General features: G+C 47.7%; 19 protein-coding genes, 1 riboswitch and 1 other annotated feature. Of the genes, 5 read left to right on the top strand and 14 right to left on the bottom strand.

Annotation, left to right across the window (positions count from 1 at the left end; all coding sequences use genetic code 11):
- Positions 1 to 13: 13 nt before the first annotated feature.
- The 6 genes from FNY66_RS10365 to FNY66_RS10340 form a co-directional block, all read right to left on the bottom strand.
- Positions 14 to 1,426, bottom strand: coding sequence for an alanine/glycine:cation symporter family protein (locus tag FNY66_RS10365; RefSeq protein ID WP_087151550.1), 1,413 nt, complete (start codon positions 1,424 to 1,426; stop codon positions 14 to 16).
- A 2-nt stretch (positions 1,427 to 1,428) separates the two neighbouring features.
- Positions 1,429 to 1,591, bottom strand: a riboswitch (glycine riboswitch).
- Positions 1,592 to 2,268: 677 nt separating this feature from the next.
- Positions 2,269 to 4,170 carry a threonine--tRNA ligase gene (thrS, locus tag FNY66_RS10360; RefSeq protein WP_087151450.1) on the bottom strand — a complete coding sequence of 634 codons (1,902 nt, stop codon included), beginning with the start codon at positions 4,168 to 4,170 and terminating at the stop codon, positions 2,269 to 2,271.
- Positions 4,171 to 4,332: 162 nt separating this feature from the next.
- Positions 4,333 to 4,541, bottom strand: a binding site (T-box leader).
- Between the two features lie 48 nt (positions 4,542 to 4,589).
- Positions 4,590 to 6,230: a glycoside hydrolase family 13 protein gene (locus FNY66_RS10355; protein ID WP_150311101.1), complete on the bottom strand. Its 1,641-nt coding sequence runs from the start codon at positions 6,228 to 6,230 to the stop codon at positions 4,590 to 4,592.
- 15 nt (positions 6,231 to 6,245) lie between these two features.
- Positions 6,246 to 8,003 (bottom strand): glycoside hydrolase family 13 protein, encoded by a 1,758-nt coding sequence (locus tag FNY66_RS10350; RefSeq protein WP_150311100.1) that lies wholly within the window; start codon positions 8,001 to 8,003, stop codon positions 6,246 to 6,248.
- Complete coding sequence (locus FNY66_RS10345) at positions 7,978 to 10,014, bottom strand: amylo-alpha-1,6-glucosidase (RefSeq protein WP_150311129.1); 2,037 nt, start codon at positions 10,012 to 10,014, stop codon at positions 7,978 to 7,980. The genes FNY66_RS10350 and FNY66_RS10345 overlap by 26 nt, the downstream gene beginning before the upstream one ends.
- Positions 10,011 to 10,610 carry a hypothetical protein gene (locus tag FNY66_RS10340; RefSeq protein WP_150311099.1) on the bottom strand — a complete coding sequence of 200 codons (600 nt, stop codon included), beginning with the start codon at positions 10,608 to 10,610 and terminating at the stop codon, positions 10,011 to 10,013. Before FNY66_RS10340 ends, FNY66_RS10345 begins: the two co-directional genes overlap by 4 nt.
- Before the next feature lie 98 nt (positions 10,611 to 10,708).
- On the opposite strand from FNY66_RS10340, the gene FNY66_RS10335 reads away from it, so the two are divergent.
- The gene (locus tag FNY66_RS10335) at positions 10,709 to 11,713 is read left to right on the top strand and encodes a LacI family DNA-binding transcriptional regulator (protein WP_150311098.1); all 1,005 of its coding nucleotides are present in this window, start codon (positions 10,709 to 10,711) and stop codon (positions 11,711 to 11,713) included.
- Between the two features lie 87 nt (positions 11,714 to 11,800).
- Complete coding sequence (locus FNY66_RS10330) at positions 11,801 to 12,628, top strand: carbon-nitrogen hydrolase family protein (RefSeq protein WP_087151446.1); 828 nt, start codon at positions 11,801 to 11,803, stop codon at positions 12,626 to 12,628.
- 24 nt (positions 12,629 to 12,652) lie between these two features.
- Here FNY66_RS10330 and FNY66_RS10325 read toward each other — a convergent pair whose 3' ends face one another.
- The 4 genes from FNY66_RS10325 to FNY66_RS10310 form a co-directional block, all read right to left on the bottom strand.
- Positions 12,653 to 13,429: an HD domain-containing protein gene (locus FNY66_RS10325; protein ID WP_150311097.1), complete on the bottom strand. Its 777-nt coding sequence runs from the start codon at positions 13,427 to 13,429 to the stop codon at positions 12,653 to 12,655.
- A gap of 48 nt (positions 13,430 to 13,477) precedes the next feature.
- A complete protein-coding gene (locus FNY66_RS10320) occupies positions 13,478 to 14,260 on the bottom strand; it encodes a ZIP family metal transporter (RefSeq protein ID WP_087151444.1) in 783 nt (260 codons plus the stop codon).
- Positions 14,261 to 14,381: 121 nt separating this feature from the next.
- Positions 14,382 to 14,810 carry a flavodoxin gene (locus FNY66_RS10315; protein ID WP_150311096.1) on the bottom strand — a complete coding sequence of 143 codons (429 nt, stop codon included), beginning with the start codon at positions 14,808 to 14,810 and terminating at the stop codon, positions 14,382 to 14,384.
- A gap of 65 nt (positions 14,811 to 14,875) precedes the next feature.
- The gene (locus tag FNY66_RS10310) at positions 14,876 to 15,463 is read right to left on the bottom strand and encodes a DUF3793 family protein (RefSeq protein WP_087151442.1); all 588 of its coding nucleotides are present in this window, start codon (positions 15,461 to 15,463) and stop codon (positions 14,876 to 14,878) included.
- A 240-nt stretch (positions 15,464 to 15,703) separates the two neighbouring features.
- Here FNY66_RS10310 and FNY66_RS10305 point away from each other — a divergent pair, with 240 nt between their 5' ends.
- On the top strand, positions 15,704 to 16,126 hold the full coding sequence (locus FNY66_RS10305) for a DEAD/DEAH box helicase family protein (RefSeq protein WP_087151441.1): 423 nt from the start codon (positions 15,704 to 15,706) through the stop codon (positions 16,124 to 16,126).
- A gap of 134 nt (positions 16,127 to 16,260) precedes the next feature.
- On the opposite strand, the gene FNY66_RS10300 is transcribed toward FNY66_RS10305, so the two are convergent.
- From FNY66_RS10300 to FNY66_RS10285, 4 genes are all read right to left on the bottom strand, one after another.
- Complete coding sequence (locus FNY66_RS10300) at positions 16,261 to 17,901, bottom strand: CvpA family protein (protein WP_150311095.1); 1,641 nt, start codon at positions 17,899 to 17,901, stop codon at positions 16,261 to 16,263.
- Positions 17,902 to 17,911: 10 nt separating this feature from the next.
- A complete protein-coding gene (locus FNY66_RS10295; RefSeq protein WP_150311094.1) occupies positions 17,912 to 19,357 on the bottom strand; it encodes a TrkH family potassium uptake protein in 1,446 nt (481 codons plus the stop codon).
- Positions 19,358 to 19,367: 10 nt separating this feature from the next.
- Positions 19,368 to 20,726: a Trk system potassium transporter TrkA gene (trkA, locus tag FNY66_RS10290; protein ID WP_087151438.1), complete on the bottom strand. Its 1,359-nt coding sequence runs from the start codon at positions 20,724 to 20,726 to the stop codon at positions 19,368 to 19,370.
- A gap of 243 nt (positions 20,727 to 20,969) precedes the next feature.
- Positions 20,970 to 23,045, bottom strand: a complete 2,076-nt coding sequence (locus FNY66_RS10285; protein ID WP_087151437.1) for an elongation factor G — start codon at positions 23,043 to 23,045, stop codon at positions 20,970 to 20,972.
- 223 nt (positions 23,046 to 23,268) lie between these two features.
- Here FNY66_RS10285 and FNY66_RS10280 point away from each other — a divergent pair, with 223 nt between their 5' ends.
- On the top strand, positions 23,269 to 24,366 hold the full coding sequence (locus FNY66_RS10280) for a prephenate dehydrogenase (protein WP_150311093.1): 1,098 nt from the start codon (positions 23,269 to 23,271) through the stop codon (positions 24,364 to 24,366).
- 18 nt (positions 24,367 to 24,384) lie between these two features.
- Positions 24,385 to 25,674: a 3-phosphoshikimate 1-carboxyvinyltransferase gene (aroA, locus tag FNY66_RS10275; RefSeq protein WP_087151435.1), complete on the top strand. Its 1,290-nt coding sequence runs from the start codon at positions 24,385 to 24,387 to the stop codon at positions 25,672 to 25,674.
- Positions 25,675 to 25,726: the final 52 nt, after the last annotated feature.

Here is a 25,726-nt window from a genome sequence, read left to right as displayed (position 1 = left end):
TCACCGCCCCTGTTTATTTCATTGTTTTAAGTCTTGCAAAATAATCTTTCGATTCTCTGACTACAACTCCGTTTAATGCAAGCAGCGCAATAAGGTTCGGGAATGCCATTAACGCGTTGAATACATCCGCGATATTCCATACCGCTGCAACCGTCATGTAAGGTCCGATAAAGACAGCCGCAATATACAGCCATCTGTAGCTTTTTACTACGGTCTTATTTCTGTTAAAAAGATACTCAACGCACCGCTCCCCGTAGTAATTCCATCCGAGGATCGTAGTAAATGCGAAGAACACAAGACAGATCATCAGAGAGAATGTTGCCACTTCCGACGGAAACGGCAGACCTTTCTGGAATGCATCCATCGTGATTTCCACACCTTCCAGATCCGGGTTCATCCAGGAACCCGCGATCACTACAGAAATCCCCGTCATCGTACAGATAACGATCGTGTCGATAAATGTTCCCGTCATAGATACCAGACCCTGTCTGGCCGGCTCTTTTGTCACGGCCGCTGCCGCTGCGATCGGAGCACTTCCGAGACCGGATTCATTGGAAAAGATACCTCTTGCGATACCCTGCTGCATGGCTACGACCATACTTCCCATGGCGCCTCCCGCCAGCGCGCTTCCCGTAAAGGCTGACTTAATAATCGATACAATCGCTGCCGGTACTTCTGTGATATTTGTAATAATAATAATCAGCCCAAGTACAACATACAGCACTGCCATAAAAGGCACAACGACTTCTGATACTTTTGCTATCCTCTTGATACCGCCGATCACGACCAGGCCCACGCACAACGTCAGGATGATACATGTGATCACCGTACTCCAGGAATATGTTCTTCCAAACAGCGACACAACATTTTCCGCGCTTGGATCAAAAAAGTTAGTAACCGCCGATGAAATACTGTTCACCTGTGTGAATGTACCGATTCCGAAAAGACCAACACACGCACCAAAAAATGCGAATATCTTCGCCAGCCATTTCCAGTTCTTTCCCATACCATTCTCGATATAATAGAACGGTCCGCCCAGAATATGTCCGTCTTTGTCAACGGTGCGGTACTTGATCGCCAGAAGACCTTCCGCATACTTCGTCGCCATGCCTAAAAATGCAGCCACGATCATCCAGAAAAGCGCACCCGGACCTCCGGCGGCAAGCGCAGTCGCCACACCGGCAATATTTCCGGTCCCGATCGTCGCGGACAGTGCAGTACACAGCGCACCGAAACTTGTCACTTCCCCGTGACCTTCCTCTTCATTTTTAATCATAAATTTGAATGCTTTGCCGAGATGCCTTATCTGTAAAAGCCCCAGCCTGACTGTGAGTAGAAATCCTGTAAACAGGATAAGAAGGATCAGCGGCAGCCCCCACACAGCGCCCTGAACCGCAGTAATTATTTCGTTGATCTGCTCCAACATTCCTTTATACCTCCATCCTTTTGCCTGAGAGACTCACGTTTCTCCCTGAATCTCCCTGTCGGGATCATCCGGCATCAACGCTTACACCTTCGGCGCTCTTCTGCAGTTTGTCCGGCACAAATGACCGGAATCAATCCGTAAAAGAGACTCTCCTGAGTATTTTCTCCCGTGTATTAACACGACAGATTAAACAATAGCACTATTACTGCATAAATGCAAGTAAAAATTCGGATTTATCAAACTGACTGGCGATAAATAATAATGTCCGAAAACAGATGGAGATAAGGCACAGAAATACTTTTTTAAGGTGACCGACATGTGCTTCAGGCTCCGCTCCATAATCTGAGAAAAATTAAAGAGTCTGAAAACTGATTAAATACAAAGCCGCAAAATGGACAACTCGCCTTCGGCTCAGACAATCCATTTTGCGGCTTAACATCAGTTCCTGGACTCTTAACTTTTTCTGACAGATTATTCCGAAGTCGCCTTCCTCACATGCCGGTCACCTCTTTTCCGTCTTTCCATGCCTTATCTCCGTCCGTTTTCTACTTTATTACTATCAGCAGTCATTCCGACAAACCTGAAAGCTACAAAAGCGGTAGAAAAGGGATCGCAGTCGAGAAAGATCCGGCTTTGTTCCTTCTGTTTGAAATTCGATTTTCGGGATGGGAAAGAAAGCAGCCGGGAGGTATGTATTGTGTACGCACCGTTGGAGCGGCGTCGGCACTTAGAGCGCGTCTTTTGCGCTCTTATGTACCGTTACGCCGCGACCGAGTGAAAACGTGTGCGCTAACAATACATACCTCCCGGCGGACTTTTTCTCAGTCAGATAAATCCGAAGTTTACTTCTTCAGGGCAATCTCCTCTTTGATTTTCTCAACGAACTCCCCGAGTCCGCACTGTCCTTCATCACCCTGTTTTCTGCTTCTTACAGATACTTTTTCTTCTTCCTCTTCTTTGGCGCCGACTACGAGCATGTACGGGATCTTCTTCATCTGCGCCTCGCGGATCTTATATCCGATCTTCTCTGCGCGGCTGTCGATCTCAGCGCGGATGCCTGCTGCCTGCAGTTCATTTAACACTTTCGTGCCATACTCCATGTGCTTGTCTGAGATCGGCAGGACTTTCACCTGTACCGGAGCGAGCCATGTCGGGAATGCGCCCGCAAAGTGCTCGATCAGGATTCCGATGAAACGTTCGATAGAGCCGAATACTACTCTGTGGATCATGATCGGTCTGTGTTTCTCTCCGTCCGCTCCTGTATACTCCAGGTTAAACCGCAGAGGAAGCTGGAAGTCGAGCTGGATCGTACCGCACTGCCATGTCCTTCCGATGGAATCCTCCAGGTGGAAGTCGATCTTGGGACCATAAAATGCACCGTCTCCCTCATTTACAATATACGGAAGTCCGATATCATCCAATGCTGCTCTGAGCGCGTCTGTTGCCATTTCCCAGTCTTCATCGCTTCCCATACTGTCATCCGGACGAGTGGACAGTTCTACATGATATTTGAACCCGAACAGACTGTATACTTCATCGATCAGTTTCACGACGCCCTTGATCTCGTCCTTGATCTGCTCCGGTGTCATGAAGATATGTGCATCATCCTGAGTAAAGCAGCGCACGCGCATCAGTCCGTGGAGCTGTCCTGATTTTTCATGGCGGTGTACCAGTCCCAGCTCTCCCATACGAATTGGAAGATCGCGGTAAGAACGTGGCTCTGACTCGTAGACGAGGATACCGCCAGGACAGTTCATCGGCTTGATAGCGAAATCTTCTTCATCGATCACTGTCGTGTACATATTTTCTTTATAATGATCCCAGTGTCCGGAAGTCTCCCACAGATGGCGGCTCAGCATGATCGGAGTATTTATCTCTACATAACCGGCTTTTCTGTGGATTTCTCTCCAATAGTCAAGCAGTGTATTTTTGAGCACCATGCCGTTTGGCAGGAAGAACGGGAAGCCAGGTCCCTCTTCTCTCATCATGAACAGTCCCAGCTCTTTTCCAAGTTTCCTGTGATCACGCTTCTTCGCCTCTTCGATCATGGTCAGATACTCTTCAAGCTCTGCTTTCTTCGGGAATGCAGTTCCGTAGATTCTCTGGAGCATCTTGTTGTGCTCATCGCCTCTCCAGTATGCTCCGGCCACACTTGTCAGCTTAAACGCCTTCACCGGCTTTGTTGTCATAAGATGCGGGCCTGCGCACAGGTCAGTAAATTCTCCCTGTGAATAGAAGCTGATCGTCTCATCCTCCGGCAGATCCTCAATGAGCTCCACCTTGTATGATTCACCTTTCTCCTTAAAGTATTCGACTGCCTCATTTCTCGGCATTGTGTACTGTTTGATCTCAAGATTCTCCTTGACGATCTTCTTCATCTCCGCCTCGATCTTCTCCAGATCTTCTGCTGTGAGCGGAGTCTCTCTATCTACATCATAGTAAAATCCGTCTGCGATGGAGGGTCCGATGGCAAGTTTTGTCTCGGGATACAGACGTTTGATCGCCTGCGCCATGATATGGGATGCTGTGTGGCGGAACGCGCCTTTCCCCTTCTCATCATTAAATGTAAGGATACTGAGCTCACAGTCATGATCGATCACTGTTCTCAAGTCAACAACCTCTCCGTCAACCTCGCCTGAAGTAGCCACTCTGGCAAGTCCTTCACTGATATCAAGGGCAATCTCATACACGCTTTTCGGCTCCTGATACTCTTTAAATGAACCGTCTTTTAATGTGATCTTCATTTTTCTCTTCCTTTCTCTTCTCTGCTTATCTTCTTTTTTGTTTTCCGGCTGACGCTGATAAAAAATCCTGTACAAAGGACTTTCCGGCAGAAAACAAAAGAGACATTCCCTGGAATGTCTCTTACTTTTCTGAAATCTATGCAGTCACACGGAAACACTCCTCACAGGGACGGGAGCACTTCCCGCGGTTCCACCCTGCTTGTTTTCCATGGAAAACCATCTTCATTCAAATGATGATAACGGAATCACCGTGCCTTATTAGGGCCGCTCGGAGGTGGTCTTCAGTCATGCCGCGCAACAGGATCTTTCCAGCAAACGGATCCCTCTCTGTCGATGCACGGACAGCTTACTGTCCTCTTCAACGCTTTCTCTACACCGGTTATTCTACCGCAGGCAGACAGCCCGTGTCAAGCATCAAATCACTGTTTCAACAGGATAAATGCCTCATAAGGCTTGAGCTGCAGGCTCTCTCCACACTCCGGCACGTCGTCCGCATAGTTATGAAGCAGGATCTGTGCCTCCTTCCATTCTCCGCTTATCTGACACTCTGCCGGTTCTCCCGTGAAGTTAGCGCAGACAAGCATCTGTGTATCGCTGTCCGTTCTCAGATATGCGAATACCTGTTCATCTTCGGGCAGGAGCAGTTCAAATTTTCCATCTACAAAGACCGGGTATTCTTTCCTCATCCGGATCAATTTCCGGTAGAAATGATACACAGAGTCCGGATCTTTTTTCTCACTCTCTGCATTGATATCCGTGTAATTCGGATTCACCCTGATCCACGGTTTACCGGTTGTAAATCCGGCATTTTTCTCCCCGCTCCACTGCATCGGCGTGCGGGCATTATCACGGCTCTTTGCATAGATCGATTTCATGATCTCGTCCTCTTTATATCCCGCGTCAAGTCTTTCACGATACATATTCAGCGTCTCAATATCCTCATAACTGCTGATATCCGGGAACCTCACATTTGTCATGCCCAGCTCCTCACCCTGGTATACATAGGGCGTGCCCTGCATCCCGTGGAGTACAAGGGCAAGCATCTTAGCAGACTCCTTTCGGTATTTCCCGTCATCACCCCATCGTGAAACGATACGCGGCAGATCATGATTGTCCCAGAACAGACTGTTCCATCCCCTGCCGTACAGTTCTTCCTGCCATTTCGCCAGACATTTTTTGAGTTTTACAAAAGGAAGCGGCGCCAGATCCCACTTTTCCTTTCCTTCCTGCTGGTCCATGACCATATGCTCGAACTGGAATACCATGGAGAACTCGGTTCCGTCCGGATTGCTGTAGAGTTTCGCAATCTCCGGAGTTGCTCCCCATGCCTCGCCCACAGTGATCAAATCCCCTTTCTGGAATGTCTCTCTGCTCATCTCCTGCAGGAACTCATGGAGTCTCGGGCCGTTGTTCGTGATCCCGTTATCCGGCTCTTTAGCAATCTGGTCGATCACATCAAGGCGAAATCCACCCACACCTTTCTCCATCCACCAGAGGATCATGTCATAAATCTCCCTGCGCACCTTTGGATTTTCCCAGTTCAGATCCGGCTGCTTTACGGAAAACTGATGGAAATAATACTGGTTCAGTTCGGGCACCCACTCCCAAGCCGGTCCTCCGAACGCTGCTTTCATATCATTGGGGTACGTCCCTTCCACGCCGTCCTTCCATACATAGTAGTCGTGGTAAGGATTGTCTTTTCCCTTCTTTGCTTCCAGAAACCATCTGTGCTCATCCGACGTATGATTCAGGACCAGATCCATGATGATCCGTATATTCTTCTCCTTTGCCTTTGCGATCAGCTCTTCCATGTCATCCAGACTTCCGAACATGGGATCAATATCCTGATAATCCGAGATATCATATCCGTTGTCGTCCTGCGGAGAGCAGTACATAGGCGAGATCCACACCGCATCGATCCCCAGCTCCTCCAGATAATCAAGCCTGCTGATGATCCCCCGGATATCACCGATACCGTCTCCGTTGGAATCCTGAAAACTTTTCGGATAAATCTGGTAAACTACCGCATTTTTCCACCATGGTCTTTTTATCTCTGTCATCGTAAAACCCCTTTCTTATAATGCTTTCTTTCTGATCAGCGTGCCGTTCTTTTCCAGGATTCCCCTGTCATATTTTCTCGCAAAAAGTATTTCTCCGCCCTCTCCTACATTCAGCGGACCGTCAGAACAGTTCAGGACAACTTCAAGTTCCCGGTTATCTGGATCAAGTTTTATATATTCCACGCACCTTCTGTCCGGATACTGATTCGGGAAATGGAAGTGAGGACTCCTGCAGGTCTCTTCTGTCTGGCGTATCCGGATCAGCTGCTTCATCAGTCCTATCTTTTCCTGATTTTCAGCCGTACCGATCTCATCCCACGGCATGCACCTGCGGCAGTCCGGATCAAAGCCCCCTTCCATGGCGATCTCCGTTCCGTAATAGATGCAGGGGCTTCCCGGCAAAGTAAACAGCACGGCAAGCTGCTGGTAAAAGATATCCGGATCATGAAAACGATTCATCAGCCTCTCCGTATCATGGGAGTCCAGGAGATTGAACAGCACATTGTTATTCTGCTGCATATACATAGTATAACAGCGGTTGACCATGTACTCAAGCTCTTTCTTATCCATAGACGCATCCAGGAAATAATCATGAATGCCGCTCATCAGCGGATAATTCATTACCGAGTCATACTCATCTCCCATAAGCCACTGGCTTGCGTCATGCCAGATTTCGCCGAGCAGATAGATATCGGGACGTATCCTTTTGAGCCGCCGGCGCATCTCCTTCAGAAAACGATGAGACACTTCGTTTCCCACATCAAAACGGATCGCATCGATATCGAATTCCCGGATCCACTGTTCACACACGCCGCAGAAATAGTCGATCACTTCCGGATTATTCGTATTGAGCTTGGGCATCCAGTCCGCAAATGCAAACGAATAAAATCTCCCGTCCCTCGTATTTCCTGTTTTAGCGATCTGTGACCAGTCGTTTACCATAAACCAGCCGGAATAAGGAGAATCCGCACCCTTTTCCAGTACATCCAGCCAGGGTGCGAACTTCCGGCCGCAGTGGTTAAACACTGCGTCAACCATCACACGAATTCCCATACTGTGGGCATTGTCGACAAGACGTCGCATCCCGGCATTATCTCCGAAAGAGGGATCGATCTTGGTGTAATCTTTCGTATCATACTTGTGGTTCGTCTCCGCCTCCATAATCGGGTTCAGATAGATTCCGGTAATGCCCAGATCCTTTAAATACGGCAGTTTCCCGCGGATTCCTTCCAGATCTCCGCCATATTTCTCCTTATTCGTCACCGGTCCTGTCTGCCACGGCAGGATGTCCGGATCATCCCGGTCCGGCGTACCGTTGCAGAACCGGTCAGGAAAGATCTGATACCACACCGTGTCGTTGACCCAGGACGGAGTGCGATTCACGTCCGCCGGATTCATCCACGGTACGATGAAATACTGGAGCAGACGTCCCGGCATGTTGACCTGCTCTTCCGTCAGGAAACCGTCTTCAAAATAATACCAGACCTCACCGTCCGTATGAAGTTCAAAGTAATATTTGCATCTCTTATATGGCGGATTCAACGTAGTCGTCCACCAGAGCTGATGGGGCAGACGCTTTTTATAAACTATCTCCTTCCTCTGTCCGCTCCATCTCTCACTGCCGCCGAGTATGCCGGCGTCAAATGGATCACCGTGTATGATAAATACCCTTTTTACGTCGTATCCGGTTTTCAGATTGACGATCAGCCGGTCCTCATCCAGAGGATAACTCATCTGTTCCGATGTTTTATGATATACTGCTGCAAAATCCATGCTGTTTCCTCCCTGCTGTCCTCTCCAGCGCCTCATATACCCTGAGCAGTTCCCCCACGCTCCAGGCCTGCGCAAAACATCCTTTCGACATGACAGGCTCCGCCCCGTCATAAATCTCCGGAAGCTGTCCGATACATCCTTCCCGCAGTGCACCGTAAAGTGCCTCGAGCTGGCTGCGCACATATGTTTTCGCACTTTCGCTGTATCCGTTCACCTTCAGGTAAGCAAGATAGTATGCGCCCAGCGGATATACCCACACAGTCCCCTGATGATACGCCAGATCCCTGTCCAATACTTTCCCGCCGTATACCGGTTTAAACTCCGGATCAGCCGGTTCCAGGGTCCGCAGACCGTATGGAGTATAAAGTTTTTCAAATACCGTGTCTACTACCATTCTTTCTTTGTCCGGTTCAAGCATGGTAAACGGCATGGACACTGCCCATACCTGATTACACCTGATCTGAGAGTCCGCCTTCGTTCCCGACACCACATCTTTCAGGCAGTGATGCTCTTCCATCCAGAACTTTTCTTCAAAGGATCGTCTGGTCCGTTCTGCGGCCGCATCATACTCGTCCGCATTCTTCCCGTCTGCACACTTGTCCGGGAGCAGCCGCGCACACTCTCCCATTATTCTGAGCGCATTATACCAGTAGGCGTTGATCTCCACCGGTTTCCCGTGCCTCGGCGTAGGCAGGATCTCACCTACCCTGACGTCCATCCACGTCACCTGGTCCAGTCCGCTTCCCGCTGTGATAAGCCCGTCATCATCCATCCGGATATCATAATCCGTCCCCCTCATATAGTATTCAATGATCCGCTCCATAACAGGATACATCTCTCCTGCAAATGCCAGATCACCGGAGGCTTTATAGTATAACCAGACGCAGTTGATAAACAGGAGCGCCGCATCCACTGTATTATACATAGGTTCACTCTTTCCTTCGGGGAAGAGATTCGGCATAAGCCCGTTTTTCTCATAGCGGGCAAATGTCCTCAGAATAGACACCGCGTCCTCATAGCGTTTTGTAGACAGGCATATTCCGGGCAGGGCGATCATTGTGTCCCTTCCCCAGTCTTCAAAAAACGGAAAGCCTGCCAGGATCGTCTCCCCGCCGGTGGACTCCCGTCTTGAAACGAACTGATGCGCACTTTTCACAAGACAGCGTGCAGTCTCATCTTCAAGCCCTGCCGTCACTTCCAGTTCCCTGCGCGTTTTTTTCAGTTCATCTATGACAGATTCCGCCAGATCCCTCACACTTTTTATCTGACCTGCTGTATTATTTCCTTTCACATATTTGTCTTCCGTCGAAAAGACAACCGAAAGGATATTTTCGCATCCGCTTTCCACAGTCATTGTAATCCGGTGGCATGCCTTTGCCCTTCCGGTGCTGCGCCGTCCGTCGCATACGTCATATGAATAATAATATGCTTCTTCGGTCTCCGGCATCTCTGTATCACATCCGTCTGTCCTGTAATACAGTTTCATGCCGCCGCTCTCCACACATCCTTCCGTGTACATAACTCTGTTCTCCTGCGCCGGTTCTTCCCCTTTGGGGGCGAACTGATAGAACGGAGTTACCGTCAGGCTGACAGCGCTGCGGCTGCGGTTCTTTATCCGGTAACAGACTGCAGCTGTATTTTCCTTCTGTTTTATAGCCGCCTCCTTCGCAATCTCCACTCCGTTTACAAGGTACTGCCAGACCGGGGTATCCTCATAGGAAAAACCAGTCTGGTATCTGTATCCCTCCTCCCGGGTGCCATCCGCAAATTCCTGTGAAGAAAGGATATATGTCTCATTTCCGATATCCAGTTTCTCCGCCAGCCGATGAATGACATTATACCGGTTATTCGGCGCTTTTGTACACGCCATGAGAAAAGCATGATCATTTCGCGCCGCCGATCCCGTGACGGTCAGCGAAGAAAAGCCTCCCAGCCCGTTCGTCATGAGGTAGCAGTTCTCCTGTCCTCTTTCCAGTGTCTTCCAGTCCTGTTTTCCGTATCTCCATTTTATGCCCATCTTATCTGTCTCTCCTGTGTCTCCTCGATTTCCGTCTCCGTCGTGCCGGCGTCTCCCAAAGCTCTTCCAAGAACAAGTACACTCTGAGGTTCAATCTGAATACTTTTTCCTGCGGGATTATGCGTCCTCCACAATGAACTGTCCTCGCCGCTGCAGAGAATCTCCCATGCACCGTCTCCAACCGGCAGATTTCTGACAGAACTGCTGCTGTTATATATGATCCTCAGCATATCCCATCTGTCATGGCCGTCCTCTGAGCGGTTGTCCACTGCAAAACTCACAAGTCCTTCTGATTTCTCCATATCCCGGATCCGCTCTGCTGCATGCGGGGATTTATCATACAGTCCGGGCAGCCGGGACCGCAATGCTATCAGTCCTTTATAGTATTCTACAAGATCTCTGTTTTTCCATGCCTGCTCCCAGTCAAGGCGGTTCAACGCAATAGAAGCATTATACGAATCCTCAAGACCATCTTTCGTCCTCGCGAATTCTTCTCCTGACAGGAGGAACAAATTTCCCTGACAAGTCATGTACAGAGCCGCTGCCATCCGGTTCAGACGCATTCTCTCTGTCTCATCCGTCCCGGGCATAGTCTCGGCAAGCTCCAAAATCATTCACATTGATTTCAAAGCTGATTTTTATTATAATATTTTCAGAAGTTTTTGGAAAACCAGGGGGATAACAGATTATGACAACTATACAGGATATCGCTGATAAACTGGGGATTTCCAAGAGCACCGTTTCAAAAGCATTGAACGACGCCCCCGATATCAGCGAAACATTGCAAAAACAAGTTCTTGAAACCGCCGTGGAACTTGGATACACAAAGCTGCGGCGTTACAAAAAACCGGCAAAAAAACTATGCGTTATCATACAACGTAATAACATCCAATTCGAAGAACCTCATCACTTCGCTTATGACATCATCATGGGATTCCGCCAGATTGCTGAACCGTCGGGCTACGAAGTCGCTATTGTTCCGGTAGACGCTGACGTCCAGAGAGAAATTTCCTATGATGCATTCATGCTCCAGCACGACTTTTCCGGAGCTTTTGTACTTGGCTTCTCTCTTGTGGAGCCATGGATGAAAGATTTCCACGCCTGCCGGACACCAACCGTACTTTATGACAATCACATCATCGGCAATCCGATGATATCATATGTAGGTATTGATAATGAAGAAGGCATGGATCTCGCCATAGACCATCTGAAGAAACTGGGGCATCAGAAGATCGGATATTTAAGCAGCGCGCTCGGTTCACATATCATGCAGGTACGACACAGGGCGTTTTTTCAGGCAATGCGCAGCCATGGCCTGAAAGCCGACTCCTCCTATGCCGGCTGCTCTTATTATCTGTCAGAATGTATGGAAAAACACCTGCCTCGCCTGCTGGACATGGGAATGACTGCGATCATATGCTGTCAGGATACATTCGCCAGCGCTGCGATCACCCAGTGTCAGCAGCTTGGATACCAAGTACCGAAAGATGTCAGCATCATCGGTTTCGATGATATTCCACTCTCCGCCTACACTTCGCCGCCGCTTACCACGGTGCGCCAGGACCGCATCCAACTGGGAAAGAGCGGATTTAACGCGCTCAGCGGACTGTTAAACGAGATTCCTCTCGGCACTATCCTGCTCCACGCAGACCTTATTGTAAGAAACTCTGCCTCTGCACCTGCCAACTGCTGACATATCCGCCTGCCGCCAGGCATAACAGTTCTTCAGACATACTCACAACACCGTTTCTGACAGCATGCGACAGAAAGGATTTTCGACATGACAGTTTTGCGAATAGCACAGGCACAGATGCCCGTATATACAGATATAAAGCAGCTTGCCGGAGTTCTCAAGACTCTGGCTGAACAGGCCGTTCAGGAAAAAGCTTCTTTCCTGACACTCCCGGAAATGTTCTGCTGTCCTTACGACGTCAGCAGTTTCCCCGTTTACGCCGAGCCTCAGGGCGGTCCGGTATGGCAGATATGTTCCGATATCGCCCGCTCTTTTCACATTTACCTCTCTGCGGGAACTATGCCGGAACAAGATGAAAACAGACGGATTTATAACACAGCCTATGTGTTTGATCAAGATGGCCGTCAGATTGCAAAGCACAGAAAAATGCACCTGTTTGATATTAATGTGGAGGATGGGCAGTATTTTCAGGAGTCCGCTGTACTCACTGCCGGAAATAAAGTTACGACTTTCGAAACCGGATTCTGCACTATGGGGCTTGCCGTCTGCTATGACATCCGCTTCCCCGAACTATTCCGTCTCATGGCTCTTAAAAATGCCAGGGTCATTTTTGTTCCTGCATCTTTCAATATGACGACCGGTCCAATGCACTGGGAACTTCTCTTCCGTTCGCAGGCTGTCTCTAACCAGGTCTTTATCGTCGGAACAGCTCCGGCAAGAGATATCAATTCATCATATATTTCATGGGGACACAGTATTGTGACTGATCCATGGGGAAACGTACTCTCCAGCATGGAAGCCGGCACTGAGCTGCGTATCACCGAAATCAATCTGGAAGAATGCAGCAGAGCCAGAGAACAGATTCCTGTACTCCGGCACAGACGCGAAGACGTCTACACATTAAAAGAGCGTTGAACATATTTCAACGCTTTTTTTCGATCATTCTGTTCTTTTTGCATGGCGGACATACTCTGTGAGATGATATTCCAGTTCCGCCATTGTATCTGCTGTCTCCGGTTCCGTATACGATATCCTGTGTATCAGCCGGTGTACATAATCATTTTCTTCTGCTATATCCAGACTCTCCCTGAAGTTCAGATCATAAAAATACGCCAGATAAGATATCCAGTAATCCATAAGCGTAACGCGGTCCGACGAAAGGATACTCTTTTCTCCAAGAGCATCTCTGCGTATCTTCGCCGTAATTTTCGCTGCGCCAATTTCAGCCGCTTCTGCCCCCATAAAAGTTTCCAGAGGATCTTCGAGTTTCACCCGGCAGTTGTCCAGTTTGTCCGCATCCCGGATAATACGTGCATGAAGAAGTGTTTTCTCATCATCTATACCTTCAAGAGCAAAATCGCTGTGCTTTGCGATGGCAGTCTCTATGACAGCGTCCCAACGATCCTCCGTAAGGAATCGTCGTATCATTCCTTCTCTGAACAACACCTTCACTCCATAGGCCGCATGATCCATTGTATCCGGCAGAAAACTGTCATATCTCTTAAGCTGCTCGAAGCGTCCGATATCATGCAGCAGCGCTATGATCCGGGCAAGAAAAACATCCTCGTCCGACAGGCCCATGCGCTCTGCGATCTCCGAACTTTGCTCCACTACACCATATGTGTGTACGATCTTAAGCCGCACCTTGTCATTTTCTCTGTCGTAGTTATCCAGATAACTCTCAAACACCGCTTTTGCAGATGTATAGTCTGTCATACTCTCATCCTCCTGTCTATTATGATATGCTGATTATCGACCTGTCCCTTACCCCAATGCCACGTCCAGTACCATCATAAGCACGAACCCGACCGCAACTCCTACTGTACTGATATTCGAGTGTGCCCCGCTCTGTGCTTCAGGAATCAGTTCTTCCACTACCACATAGATCATCGCTCCCGCAGCAAACGCCAGAAAATATGGAAGAAACGGCACTACGAATCTTGTCAGGAGAATCGTGACAAGAGCCGCTGCCGGTTCCACGATACCGGAGAGAGCTCCATATGCAAACGCCCTTGTCTTCGACAGTCCCTGACTTTTAAGCGGCATAGAGATAACGGCGCCCTCCGGAAAGTTCTGGATAGCAATGCCCACAGACAGCGCAAACGCACCTGCCAGAGTCATTGTTGTATTCTCAGAAAGCACTCCTGCAAATGTGACACCGACTGCCATCCCCTCAGGAATATTATGGAGCGTCACTGCAAGGACAAGCATGGTTGTTTTTTTTAAATGTGCTGGTACGCCTTCCGGTTTCTCATCTGTAAAATGCAGATGCGGCGTCAATGTATCAAGCACGAGCAGGAATCCCATTCCCAGAAGAAAGCCTGCCGCAGGCGGAAGCCAGGGAATTCCTCCCTTTTCCTCTGTCATACTGATGGCAGGAATCAAGAGCGACCAGACAGAAGCTGCCATCATGACACCCGAGGCAAAACCAAGCAGCAGTTTCTGCAGCCTTTCATTCATTTCCTTTTTCATAAAAAATACCATCGCCGAGCCAAGGGCGGTCCCGGCAAATGGTATCAATATTCCGATCAGTGTATTCTGATTCATATCCTCTCTCCTTACATCTGTCCGTTCCCGGCAGCGTTCTCCATTCAGAATGCGCCGGGTATTTATGTCGTCATTTTCTCGTTATCCTATCATATGCACAGGGAGAAGATTTTGTCAACGCCTATTCTGCCGCCAGCTCTTTTCCTGCTGCACGGCACTCTTCCAGAGCCTCCTCATCCGGCGACTCATTAGTAATGACGCCCTCATCTCTTATAAGAACAGCTCCTGCATTCCTCATACGTTCTGCCCAGTCTCTCATCCATTCTCCGTCTCCCCAGCCATAAGATCCGAATAAAAGGATCTTCTTCCCAGACACGAACGGTTCAAGACTTTCTACAAACGGTTCCATTTCCGTCTCTTCCAGCTGCTCTGCTCCCATAGACGGGCAGCCAAGCGCAAACACATCTTCCGACACAAGAACAGCCACATCAGCATCTGCCACTTCCATGAGGATCGGTTCTGCTCCAGCAGACCTGATTCCTTCTGCTACCGCCCCGGCCATAGCCCGGGTATTTCCGGTTCCACTCCAATATACTACTGGTACGTTCATGATTCTTCCTCCATTTCATAATGTTTTCCACTGACGCAGCACCTGCCCTGACAGCACTGCTTCTGTCATATGGCAATCTCCCGGATACTCTTTCCGGTAATAAACTCATTGACCGCACAGTTTTTTGCACGGTCGTATTCCTTGAAGATCATTCTGGCTGTCGCAAGATCACTGTAGACTTTCCAATATCCGATCATCAGGTACCGCCTTCCTTCATTTTCAATAAATCCTTTTACATCCTCGGCAGGATATCCAAGAAAAGCCCCTATCTCATGTGGGAATCCCATCCCCTGCTTTGCAAAATCTCCAACGCGTGAACACAGGCGGCAAAGCATATCATCCAGATCCATACGGCCGTAGCCGTACTCATGAATAAGACTGCGGATCTTCGGACCATTCAGATATCTTTCCAGCTCGCCGGGACGGTAAAAAAGGACAAGGCATTTTCCCTCTGAGCAGGATAGTCTGCGATATGCTATTCCCGTATCCTGAAGCAGCTCCGAGAGTCCGTCATAGAGACAAATATCCATCGATATTACGCAGGATACTTTCAAGCCTTTCAGGAACGGCGCACACTGGAGAACCACCTGAAATGCCAGGCGGAGCCTCCGATCATTATTTTTTAAGAAATATGATAATACTTCAGCCGGCATAGTTCCTCCTTAATTATGAGAATGATTTTCAATTAAAACAATACTACCATACATGTCTTATCATTGCAATATGGATTTTGAGAATTTATATCATTTACTATTTATAGGCAATTTGCTCAATTAATTTTATTTTTTTATCCTTTTTTTAGTTGTTCCCCATATGTCTTTAGTGTATAATGTGTATATGATATTTGAGAGGTGAAAGTCTCAAACAATACATACATAAAGGAGAGATTCGCCATGGTAAATTTAATTACAGGCCCAAGAGGCAGCGGAAAGACACAGCAAATGATTGATCTTGCAAATGAGAAGGTGAAAACTTCCAGCGGAAACGTAGTATTTATCAAAAAAAGCCATAAGGACACATACACGGTAGATTTCAATATCCGTGCGATCCGTATGGCAGATTATCCAGATATTCTGACACTCGAAGAATTCGTAGGATTCCTTTACGGCATGGTAGCCGGCAATCACGACATCGAAACGATCTTTATTGACAGTGTGCTGAAACAGGCAAACATCACTCTTGAAAGTCTCCCTGTCTTCCTGCAGAAACTGAATAAGATAAGCTCTGAAAACAATATCGACTTCTATCTGAGTATAGGCGCAGATAAGAACGAGATTTCCGGTATTGACTCCTCTGATTATAATGTGATCGCATAACAGGAGATACCGATAGACTCTCGCAGACACAGAAACGGCATCGCCGGATATCTGTGAAAATGATTAAAAATGAATAACGTTCAGCGGCGGCAGAAAATCAATTCTGCCGCCGCTGTTTTTCTTCTTATACTGTTTTATTTCCCCGCTGTCTCCGTGCCTTCCGATTCTGCGTCTGTTCCGGTCATTGACAGGACGGTGTTCGTTTCCTCTCCTTCTTTGTATTCGATCGTCACTTCATCTCCCACATCAAAGCGGATGACATCGATATAATCCACAACAGACACGTCAAAGATATCGTCTGATCCCTCTACCATGATATAGTAATGGGAATTTCCCTCGATAACGCCCTGGGCGATCTTTGTGATCTGCCCTGTCACTGTCAGGATTTCCCGGGTATCTTCCTCCACTTCTTTGATGCCGTTCTTGTACATCAGTGCCGTATACTGTTCTTCGCACTCGCTCACCGTATCTCCGGTCGCCACGATCTGGTATTTCTGTACATTAACCATGGCATACATCTTCACGAGGCCCGCATCGTCTTTCAGCGCTATAAAATATGTCGGCTCACCCGATATATTGAGCAGCAGCGGAAAAGTCGCGATATAGTGCAGGTTCTGCACTTGTCCCTCTGCCGAATCCATGGCTGACTGCTCCGTCGCGCCTTCTACTTCATAGAATCTTGTCTCCATCGTCCTCTGGTTCATGAGCACGAAACCGACATTTGACTGATCTCCGGTAATGGACGTAACACCCGTATATACCCACACATCATCATCGATTGCCAGATAATTATATCCGTCTGTAGTTACAAGACAGTCTTTCTGGCCGAACACGCTGTTCAAAAAGCCGTGCTGCAGTGTTCCATGGTAATCATAGAGTTCAACAAGAAGATCCGCGGAATACGCCCTGTCTATCCACTGAGGGGCATCCTCTATCGCATAATCCTGTGTCTCTCCTGTAATGGCATTGCAGAGCACAACCCTTCCGATCGTAACACCTCCGAACAGCCCGATATTGTACTTTTTCACAGGGCAGATCCAGTAGGGAGTTCCCTCTTCATCTACTTCAAAGCTCAGATCATTAAAAATATAGGTCGGATACTTGAACCGCAGGTGTCTGTATATATTACGGTTGAAATGGTCGCTTGTAGTATATTTCATTCCTTCATCCAGCTTCACAAGTTCCGTATCCTGCGTTGCCATATCGATTTTAATATATGCAGGGATTCCCTCGCTGCTGTTCGTCAGCCATTTAATGATGCTGGCATATTTCAGTGGAGACACGCGCACCGGACGATCCTGATAGTTAATCTGTGAATACAAGTCATCTACTTCAAACTGAGACACCATATCCACCATGCTCCCCATCTCCCTGTTGCCGAGGAGAGCAGCCGAATCCCGGTCAAGAAGCGGAATCTGGTCAAAGGAAAGCTCTTCGATATCTGCAGCAAACTCGCCGGTCTCTACTGTCATGAGTTTCTGATATTTGTCCGCATTGACGATCGGCGAGGACAGGAGCGTCCCGGCAAGATATACGATAACAACCGCAGCAAACACTCCCAGGATAATTTTCAATCCCTTTGACTCCTTGAGTTCATAACGGTTTAATCCCTTTTTCTTTGCAAAGAGCGCCGCGATCAAAAGGATGAGTACTCCCAGAAATATCCAGAACTCTGCAGAGTGGATATTGAGCGCCGGAAGAGCTGTGTAATAATAAATGCCAAGCGCCAGAATCGCGATTACCACTATAATAATTCTTCTTTTAATCTTTTTCATTTTTCCCCTTTCAGAACTTCTTCCTCCACAGCGCCGGTGATAAAAGAAGAAGGAACGGTATGATCTCCAGCCTTCCCACGAGCATGTCAAAGCTGAACACAATCTTGGAAAGCGGCGAGAACATATGGAAGTTCTCTACCGGTCCCACCTTGGAGATACCCGGTCCAACATTATTTATTGTTGTCAAAACGCCGCTGAAAGATGTAGCAAAATCAAAATTGTCGATTGACACAATCAATACAGATGCAGCCAGTATAAATACGTATGCAGCAAAATATACATTTATTCCCCTCAGAGTATCCTGCCCTACTTTCTTTCCATTGAGTTTTACAACAGTCACCGCATTTGGATGCAGGATCTTATGGATCTCCTGACGAATCGACTTCAGCAATATCACAAACCTGCACACTTTGATACCACCGCCGGTAGAACCCGCACAGGCTCCGATAAACATGATTACCAAAAGTATAGCCTTCGACAGTTCTGGCCACAGTTCATAATCCGCCGTGTAGAATCCGGTCGTCGTGATGATCGACGCCACCTGAAACGCCGCGTAGCGGAATGCATGGAACACATTTTCATAGATACTCAGGATATTGATCGTTATCACTGTAACAGATGCCGCTATAACACCGAGATACGCGCGCAGCTCCTCGTTCTTGAGCACACTCTTCCAGTCCTTTAAAAGCAGCAGGAAATACAGATTGAAGTTCACACCGAAAAGGATCATGAACACCGTGATCACACCATCGATATACGCGCTGTCATAGAAAGCAACACTTGTATTTCGGTTGTTGAATCCTCCGGTTCCCGCCGTGCTGAACGAATGGATCAGCGCATCGTAGAGATTCATCCCGCCGAACATGAGCAGTACAACCTCTACTGCCGTCAGCACGAAATACATCCCATAGAGTATCGCTGCTGTATTTCTCGCTTTCGGAACAAGCTTATCCGCCTCCGGTCCTGGCATTTCCGCACGCATAAGCGGCATGGAATTCTCATCGTCCAGAGAAGTAATCATAAGCACAAAGACGAGCACTCCCATGCCTCCGATCCAGTGCGTAAGGCACCGCCAGAAATTGATTCCCATTGGCAGACTCTCAATCTCCTGCAGGATTGTAGACCCGGTCGTCGTAAATCCGGATACTGTCTCAAAGAAAGCATCTACATAGTTCGGTATACTTCCTGATATAACAAACGGCAGAGCCCCGAAAAGAGACCACAGAAGCCACGCCAGAGCAACAATGGCAAAACTCTCTTTTCCGTAAATCCTTGTAGATTTCGGTCTCTTCCTTCCAAATATAAGGAAAACAATTCCCAGGATCGCACTGACAATCAGGAAAGAGAAACCGCTCTTCTCCCAGTAAAGGAGCGACACAAAAGCAGGGATCAAAAGCACGACGCCCTCAACACCGAGCATCTTTCCCAGTATGTATATAATCATTCGTTTATTCATTTTTTCGCTCCTACGCCAAAATATCCTCTATATCTTCAATATGTTTTTCCATTGTAATAACAATCACACTGTCACCCACTTCGATGCAGTCATCTCCGCCGGGAATAATAATCTGCCTCTTTCTTGCAATACACGCGATCAAATTATTTGACTTGATCGCCAGGTCTTTAAAAGGTATCCCGGTGTATCTGGTCTCTGACTTGATGATAAATTCAAGCGCTTCTACTTTGTCGTCCACTAACTGGTACAAGGTTTCTACATTTGCACTGCCCTGTGAATTCTTTCTGGCCCTGATATAACTTAAGATAGCATCTGCCGTCGCCGTCTTTGCCGATACGATACTGTCAATCCCGAAATCCTCGACCATGCTGGCACGGCGGTCTTCGTTGATCTTGGCAATAATCTTTGCTGTTCCCTGACTCTTTGCAAACAGAGCCGTAATGATATTCTCTTCATCCATGCCTGTCAGTCCGACAAACGCATCTGCCTCTTCAATGCCTTCTTCTATCAGAAGATCATGATCTGTAGCATCTCCGTTGATGATTATTGCTTTCGGAAGAAGTTCACAAAGTTCTTCACATCTGTTTACGTCTCGCTCAATAATCTTGATCTGCATCCCCAATTTGCAAAGCTGTACTGCAAGATAGTAAGCAACACGGCCGCCGCCGCAGATAATAACTTTCTTAATCTTCCCACGGTGTTTGCCGAACATGCGGAAGAACCTTTCCATCTCGCCGTGTGAAACCGCGATATGCAGCCTGTCTCCTTCGCGAATAACGTAATCGCCGTCCGGGATCAGTACATCCCCGCAGTGCTCGACCGCACAGACGAGGAGCTTGATCTGAAACTTATTATACATGTCTGCAAGAGACATACCGGCAAGTTTCCCATCTTTTGGTATCAGATATTCGATCAGCTCCACTCTTCCTTTTACAAAAGTCTCTATCTTACTTGCATCCGGGAACAAAAGAACCCTGCTGATCTCATCCGCCACAATCAGCTCCGGATTAACCGCCATACTAAGATGCAGGTCTTCCTTTAAAAGGCCGATCTGTTTGAAATAGATTGGATTACGCACACGGGCAATCGTGTGTTTTGCCCCGAGCTTTCTCGCAATAAGGCAGCTCAGCATATTGCACTCATCAGCCGATGTACACGCGATCACAAGATCTGCATGAGGCACATCCGCCTCTTTCTGCACTTCGGCATCTGCCGCGTCGCCTATTACACAGGCAATATCCAGCCGGTCCACAGCATATTTAAGTTTCCTTTCATTGCTGTCGATCATCACCACATCATAATTTTCGACAGAAAGCTGTTTTGCAAGTTTATACCCTACTTTTCCATCCCCAATGATAACAATCTTCATCGCTTTTCCCTCTGTTGTATCAATATTTTATCACGGTATACAGACTTCTCAGTTTATCTGTATACATAGCAGAGCAATTATAGCACCTTTACATATAAAGCACAACAATCTTAGCACTTTCTTTACACGAACCCATTATCGTTTCTTCGCATGCGAAAAAGGAGGCAGAAAAACACTTTTTCCGCCTCCTCTCTATCACTTTTTCAATCTTTTACCTGTTTCTAAGAAGTTTTCGACCGTATATCACTCTTCAGATGCTCTTGATGCAATCTCTTTCTCCTGAACATCTGACGGCGCCTGCTCATATCTGGCAAACTCATAGGAATACGTACCTCTTCCGCCTGTCATGGAACGCAGTGTCGTACAGTATCCGAACAGCCCTGTCATCGGAATGTCTGCCTCAATAACCTGCTTGCCGCCTGCGATCGGGTTCATACCGAGCACACGGCCGCGTCTCTTGTTCAGATCTCCCATCACATCACCTGTATAATCGTCAGGAACCGTAACTTTGATCGAAGCGATAGGTTCAAGAAGGACCGGTGATGCCTCCAGGAATCCTTTCTTAAACGCCTGCGCTGTAGCTGTCTTGAAGGCCATCTCAGAGGAATCTACCGGATGATAAGATCCATCATAAAGTATCGCTTTCACACCAACGACCGGATATCCGGCGAGAGGTCCCTTAACAACAGAATCCTGAAGCCCCTTCTCGACTGCCGGGAAGTAATTCTTCGGAACCGCTCCGCCGACAACGCACTCTTCAAATACATATGGCGTGTCAAGATCTCCTGACGGCTCGAATTTCATCTTAACATGTCCGTACTGTCCGTGTCCACCAGTCTGTTTCTTGTATTTCATATCCACGTCAGCATTCTTACGGATAGTCTCGCGGAACGCTACCTTCGGAGTTTCCAGCACGATCTCAACTTTATATCTGGCGGCAAGCTTGCTCGCTGCAATCTCGAGATGCTGATCGCCCATACCATATAGAAGCGTCTGACGATTTTCACTGTCATTGACCGCACGCAGTGTAACATCCTCTGCAGTCATTCTAGCAAGAGCCTGCGATACTTTGTCCTCATCTCCTTTATTCTTCACACGGTATCTCATATATGTATAAGGTACGGAATAGTCGGTCTTTGCGTATGATACCTGATTTGACTTTGTAGACAAAGTATCACCGGTACGTGTATTTGCAAGTTTTGCGATAGCTCCGATATCTCCGGCAAAGAGCTCCGATACTTCCGAAGGTTTATTGCCGCACATCGTATAAAGTTTGCCAGGCTTCTCCTCAGACTCAGTATCTGCATTGTAGAGGATATCATCACCTTTTAAGACACCCGAGCACACTTTGATAAATGAATATTTTCCGATAAACGGATCCACCATCGTCTTAAATACATAGGCTGTTTTCGCCTTTGAGAAATCATAGTTTGCCTCGAAAATATCATTTGTTGTGCGGTTGATGCCCGCGCATGTCCTCTTATCCGGGCTCGGGAAGAAACGAACAATATCTGACAGAAGGTTAGCAACACCCTGTGCCTGTACATTAGATCCCATAGCCACCGGAACGATATCTCCTTCCATAACCTCTGTACGCATTGCCGCACGTATCTCCTCGATCGAGAACTCTTCGCCATTAAAGTAGCGCTCCATGAATTCCTCACTCGTCTCGGCTACAGCTTCCATCAGAGAATCTCTTAAAATCTCAAGGTTCGGTTTACAATAATCCGGGATCTCACACTCTTCTCTCTGACCAATCCCCGTATATCTGCGTCCCGCATTCTTAATAACATTAATATAACCTACCAGCTTTTCATTCTCACGGATCGGCTGGAAATGCGGAGCAATCTTCTTGCCATACCGAGCCGTCAGATCCTCTACTACCTGACGGAAACTGGCATCATCTACATCCATTTCTGTCACATATACCATTCTCGGGAGATTATACTTGTCGCACAGTTCCCACGCTTTCTCGGTTCCTACCTGGACGCCCGCCTTGCCGGACACCACAATAACTGCTGCATCCGCGGCGCTGACAGCCTCCTCTACTTCACCGACAAAGTCAAAATATCCCGGCGTATCAAGGATATTGATCTTTGCTTTCTCCCACTCAATCGGGATCAGGCTTGTGCTGATCGAAAAACCACGTTTCTGTTCCTCTTTATCAAAGTCACTCACCGTGCTGGCATCTGACACTTTACCCATGCGGTTCGTTGCTCCCGACACGTACAGCATTGCCTCGACAAGACTTGTCTTTCCACTTCCGCCGTGTCCGAGCAATACCACGTTTCTTATTTCGTCCGTTCTGTAAACCTTCATGCTGCTGCCTCCTTGTATGTAGTTATTATGCCCGCTATTTTTCCACCACGCAGACACATCATGGGTATATTGTACTAAAATTACAGTATGATTACAACTATTTTATTCATTTTTCACATACATTATTTATGTTTACTTTTATGCTGTAAAGTGCTAAGATATTTTTGTATATGCGGGGCATCCCGTTTCTTACCATTTATATAACGAAAGGATTAAGCTTATCATGGCTTCTACTAAAATCGGTTTTATCGGATTGGGGCTGATCGGCGGCTCTGTCGCTAAAGCCATCCGTAAATATTACCCTGACTACAACATTATAGCATTTGACAAAAATCGGGAGACATTAGCTCTGGCCGTGCAGGACGGTATCATCCAAACAGCCTGCTCTTCTATCGATAAAAATTTCAGAGAGTGCAGTTATATCTTCCTCTGCGCTCCGGTCGCATACAATACTGCCTATTTATCGCAGTTAAAAGATATTATGAGTCCCGACTGTATTCTGACCGATGTGGGCAGTGTGAAGACTTCCATCCACGAGGAGATCACTGCACTTGATATGGAGGAAAACTTCATCGGCGGACATCCGATGGCCGGTTCTGAGAAGAGCGGATTTGCCAATTCAAAGGCGCATCTTATCGAAAACGCCTACTATATCCTGACTCCCACAGAGAAAGTATCAAAAGAACGTACAGCGTCCTACCGTGATTTCATCGCCTCCCTGAAAGCAATTCCGGTCGTACTGGACTATAAAGTACACGACTGCATTACCGGCACGATCAGTCATCTTCCGCACATCATTGCTTCTACACTTGTAAATTACGTGCGCGATCATGACACAAAAGACGAACTGATGAAGGCGCTGGCTGCAGGCGGATTCAAAGATATTACGAGAATCGCGTCATCCTCTCCGGTAATGTGGCAGCAGATCTGCCTCAAAAACCGCGCAAATATCTCTCAGATCCTTGGCGGGTACATTGCCTCGCTTGAAAAGGCAAAGGCTTCTGTAGATTCCGGTAATGAAGCAGAACTGTACTCTCTATTCGAGACTTCCCGGGACTATCGTGATTCTATGCCCAACAGCTCCGCAGGTCCGATCAAAAAACAGTTCGCCGTCTACTGCGACATCATCGATGAAGCCGGCGGGATTGCAACTATTGCAACTATTCTGGCAAGCAACAACATTAATATTAAAAATATCGGTATCGTACACAACAGAGAATTTGAGGAGGGCGTGCTCCGAATCGAATTTTACGATGAGGCTTCTTCCGCAAAAGCAGTACAACTTCTGCAAAAATATCATTATGTCGTCTACGAAACCTGAAAGAAAGGATAAAAACTTATGGAATTATGCAGTATTACGGGATTAAAAGGAAAGATCAGTGTTCCGGGAGATAAATCCATCTCACACCGCTGTGTGATGTTCGGATCGATTGCCAGCGGCACGACAGAGATACACAACTTTCTGGAAGGAGCGGACTGCCTTGCAACTATCCGCTGCTTCCGGACCCTCGGCATTGACATTGAAAAGAATGATGACCTTGTCCTTATACACGGCAAAGGTCTCCACGGGCTCTCTGCGCCGGACAATATCCTGGATGTAGGAAACAGCGGCACTACGACCCGACTGATGTCCGGAATTCTGGCCGGACAGCGCTTTGAGTCGAAATTGTCAGGTGATGAATCCCTCAACTCCCGTCCAATGAAACGGATCATCGAACCACTGACACAGATGGGAGCCAATATCTCCAGTATATTAAGAAACGGATGCGCTCCCCTTTATATCACTCCAGGCAGACTTCACGGAATTCACTATAATTCTCCCGTTGCATCAGCACAGGTAAAATCCTGCATTCTGCTGGCCGGACTATATGCCGACGGAAAAACTTCCGTCACTGAACCGAGCCTGTCAAGGAATCATACTGAACTGATGCTCAAAGAATTCGGCGCTGATGTACACACCACACATGATATCGGCAGCACAAAAGCGACCGCCAGCATCTCCCCCTGCAAAGAACTGTACGGTCAGAAGATTACCGTGCCCGGAGATATTTCCTCCGCTGCCTACTTCTTAGCAGCAGGGCTTATTGTCCCCGATTCCGAGATAGTCATCGAAAATGTCGGAATAAATCCGACCCGCGCCGGTATCCTGAAAGTATGTGAAGATATGGGCGGAGATATCTCACTACTCAACGAGAGGGTTGAAGGCGGAGAGAAAATCGCGGATATTCTCGTCCGTACAAGCAAGCTCCACGGTACAACTATCCAGGGAGACATCATTCCCACACTCATTGATGAGATTCCTGTCATCGCAGTCATGGCAGCTGTCGCCGAAGGAACAACCATCATTAAAGATGCTGCTGAACTAAAAGTCAAAGAGACCGACCGCATTGAAACCATATGTGATAATCTGAAAGCCATGGCATGCAATGTGACTCCTACATCCGACGGCATGATCATCACCGGTGGGAAACTCAAAGGCGCATCCATCCACACACTGCTCGACCACCGCATTGCAATGGCGTTCAGCATCGCCGCACTTGTAGCCGAAGGAAACACAAAGATACTCGACAGCAAATGCGTGGATGTGTCCTATCCGACGTTCTACGATACATTCGAGGAGCTGTTGTAAATTCGGATTTATCAGACTGAGAAAGAGTCCGCCGGGAGGTATGTATTGTTAG

Source organism: Mediterraneibacter catenae (genome assembly GCF_008691045.1).
Taxonomy (GTDB): Bacteria; Bacillota; Clostridia; order Lachnospirales; family Lachnospiraceae; genus Mediterraneibacter; species Mediterraneibacter ornithocaccae.
Note: the sequence above shows the minus strand (reverse complement) of the source record. Positions and strands in the feature narration are given on the sequence as shown.

What these genes read in the sequence shown, in the direction of transcription:
- FNY66_RS10280 (WP_150311093.1), top strand. Translation starts at nt 23,269, where the DNA reads ATGGCTTCTACTAAAATCGGTTTTATCGGATTGGGGCTGATCGGCGGC.
- aroA (WP_087151435.1), top strand. Translation starts at nt 24,385, where the DNA reads ATGGAATTATGCAGTATTACGGGATTAAAAGGAAAGATCAGTGTTCCG.
- FNY66_RS10350 (WP_150311100.1), bottom strand. Translation starts at nt 8,003, where the DNA reads ATGGATTTTGCAGCAGTATATCATAAAACATCGGAACAGATGAGTTAT.
- FNY66_RS10330 (WP_087151446.1), top strand. Translation starts at nt 11,801, where the DNA reads ATGACAGTTTTGCGAATAGCACAGGCACAGATGCCCGTATATACAGAT.
- trkA (WP_087151438.1), bottom strand. Translation starts at nt 20,726, where the DNA reads ATGAAGATTGTTATCATTGGGGATGGAAAAGTAGGGTATAAACTTGCA.
- FNY66_RS10295 (WP_150311094.1), bottom strand. Translation starts at nt 19,357, where the DNA reads ATGAATAAACGAATGATTATATACATACTGGGAAAGATGCTCGGTGTT.
- FNY66_RS10335 (WP_150311098.1), top strand. Translation starts at nt 10,709, where the DNA reads ATGACAACTATACAGGATATCGCTGATAAACTGGGGATTTCCAAGAGC.
- FNY66_RS10315 (WP_150311096.1), bottom strand. Translation starts at nt 14,810, where the DNA reads ATGAACGTACCAGTAGTATATTGGAGTGGAACCGGAAATACCCGGGCT.
- FNY66_RS10365 (WP_087151550.1), bottom strand. Translation starts at nt 1,426, where the DNA reads ATGTTGGAGCAGATCAACGAAATAATTACTGCGGTTCAGGGCGCTGTG.
- FNY66_RS10325 (WP_150311097.1), bottom strand. Translation starts at nt 13,429, where the DNA reads ATGACAGACTATACATCTGCAAAAGCGGTGTTTGAGAGTTATCTGGAT.
- FNY66_RS10310 (WP_087151442.1), bottom strand. Translation starts at nt 15,463, where the DNA reads ATGCCGGCTGAAGTATTATCATATTTCTTAAAAAATAATGATCGGAGG.
- FNY66_RS10300 (WP_150311095.1), bottom strand. Translation starts at nt 17,901, where the DNA reads ATGAAAAAGATTAAAAGAAGAATTATTATAGTGGTAATCGCGATTCTG.
- FNY66_RS10305 (WP_087151441.1), top strand. Translation starts at nt 15,704, where the DNA reads ATGGTAAATTTAATTACAGGCCCAAGAGGCAGCGGAAAGACACAGCAA.
- FNY66_RS10285 (WP_087151437.1), bottom strand. Translation starts at nt 23,045, where the DNA reads ATGAAGGTTTACAGAACGGACGAAATAAGAAACGTGGTATTGCTCGGA.
- FNY66_RS10340 (WP_150311099.1), bottom strand. Translation starts at nt 10,610, where the DNA reads ATGCCCGGGACGGATGAGACAGAGAGAATGCGTCTGAACCGGATGGCA.
- FNY66_RS10320 (WP_087151444.1), bottom strand. Translation starts at nt 14,260, where the DNA reads ATGAATCAGAATACACTGATCGGAATATTGATACCATTTGCCGGGACC.
- thrS (WP_087151450.1), bottom strand. Translation starts at nt 4,170, where the DNA reads ATGAAGATCACATTAAAAGACGGTTCATTTAAAGAGTATCAGGAGCCG.
- FNY66_RS10355 (WP_150311101.1), bottom strand. Translation starts at nt 6,230, where the DNA reads ATGACAGAGATAAAAAGACCATGGTGGAAAAATGCGGTAGTTTACCAG.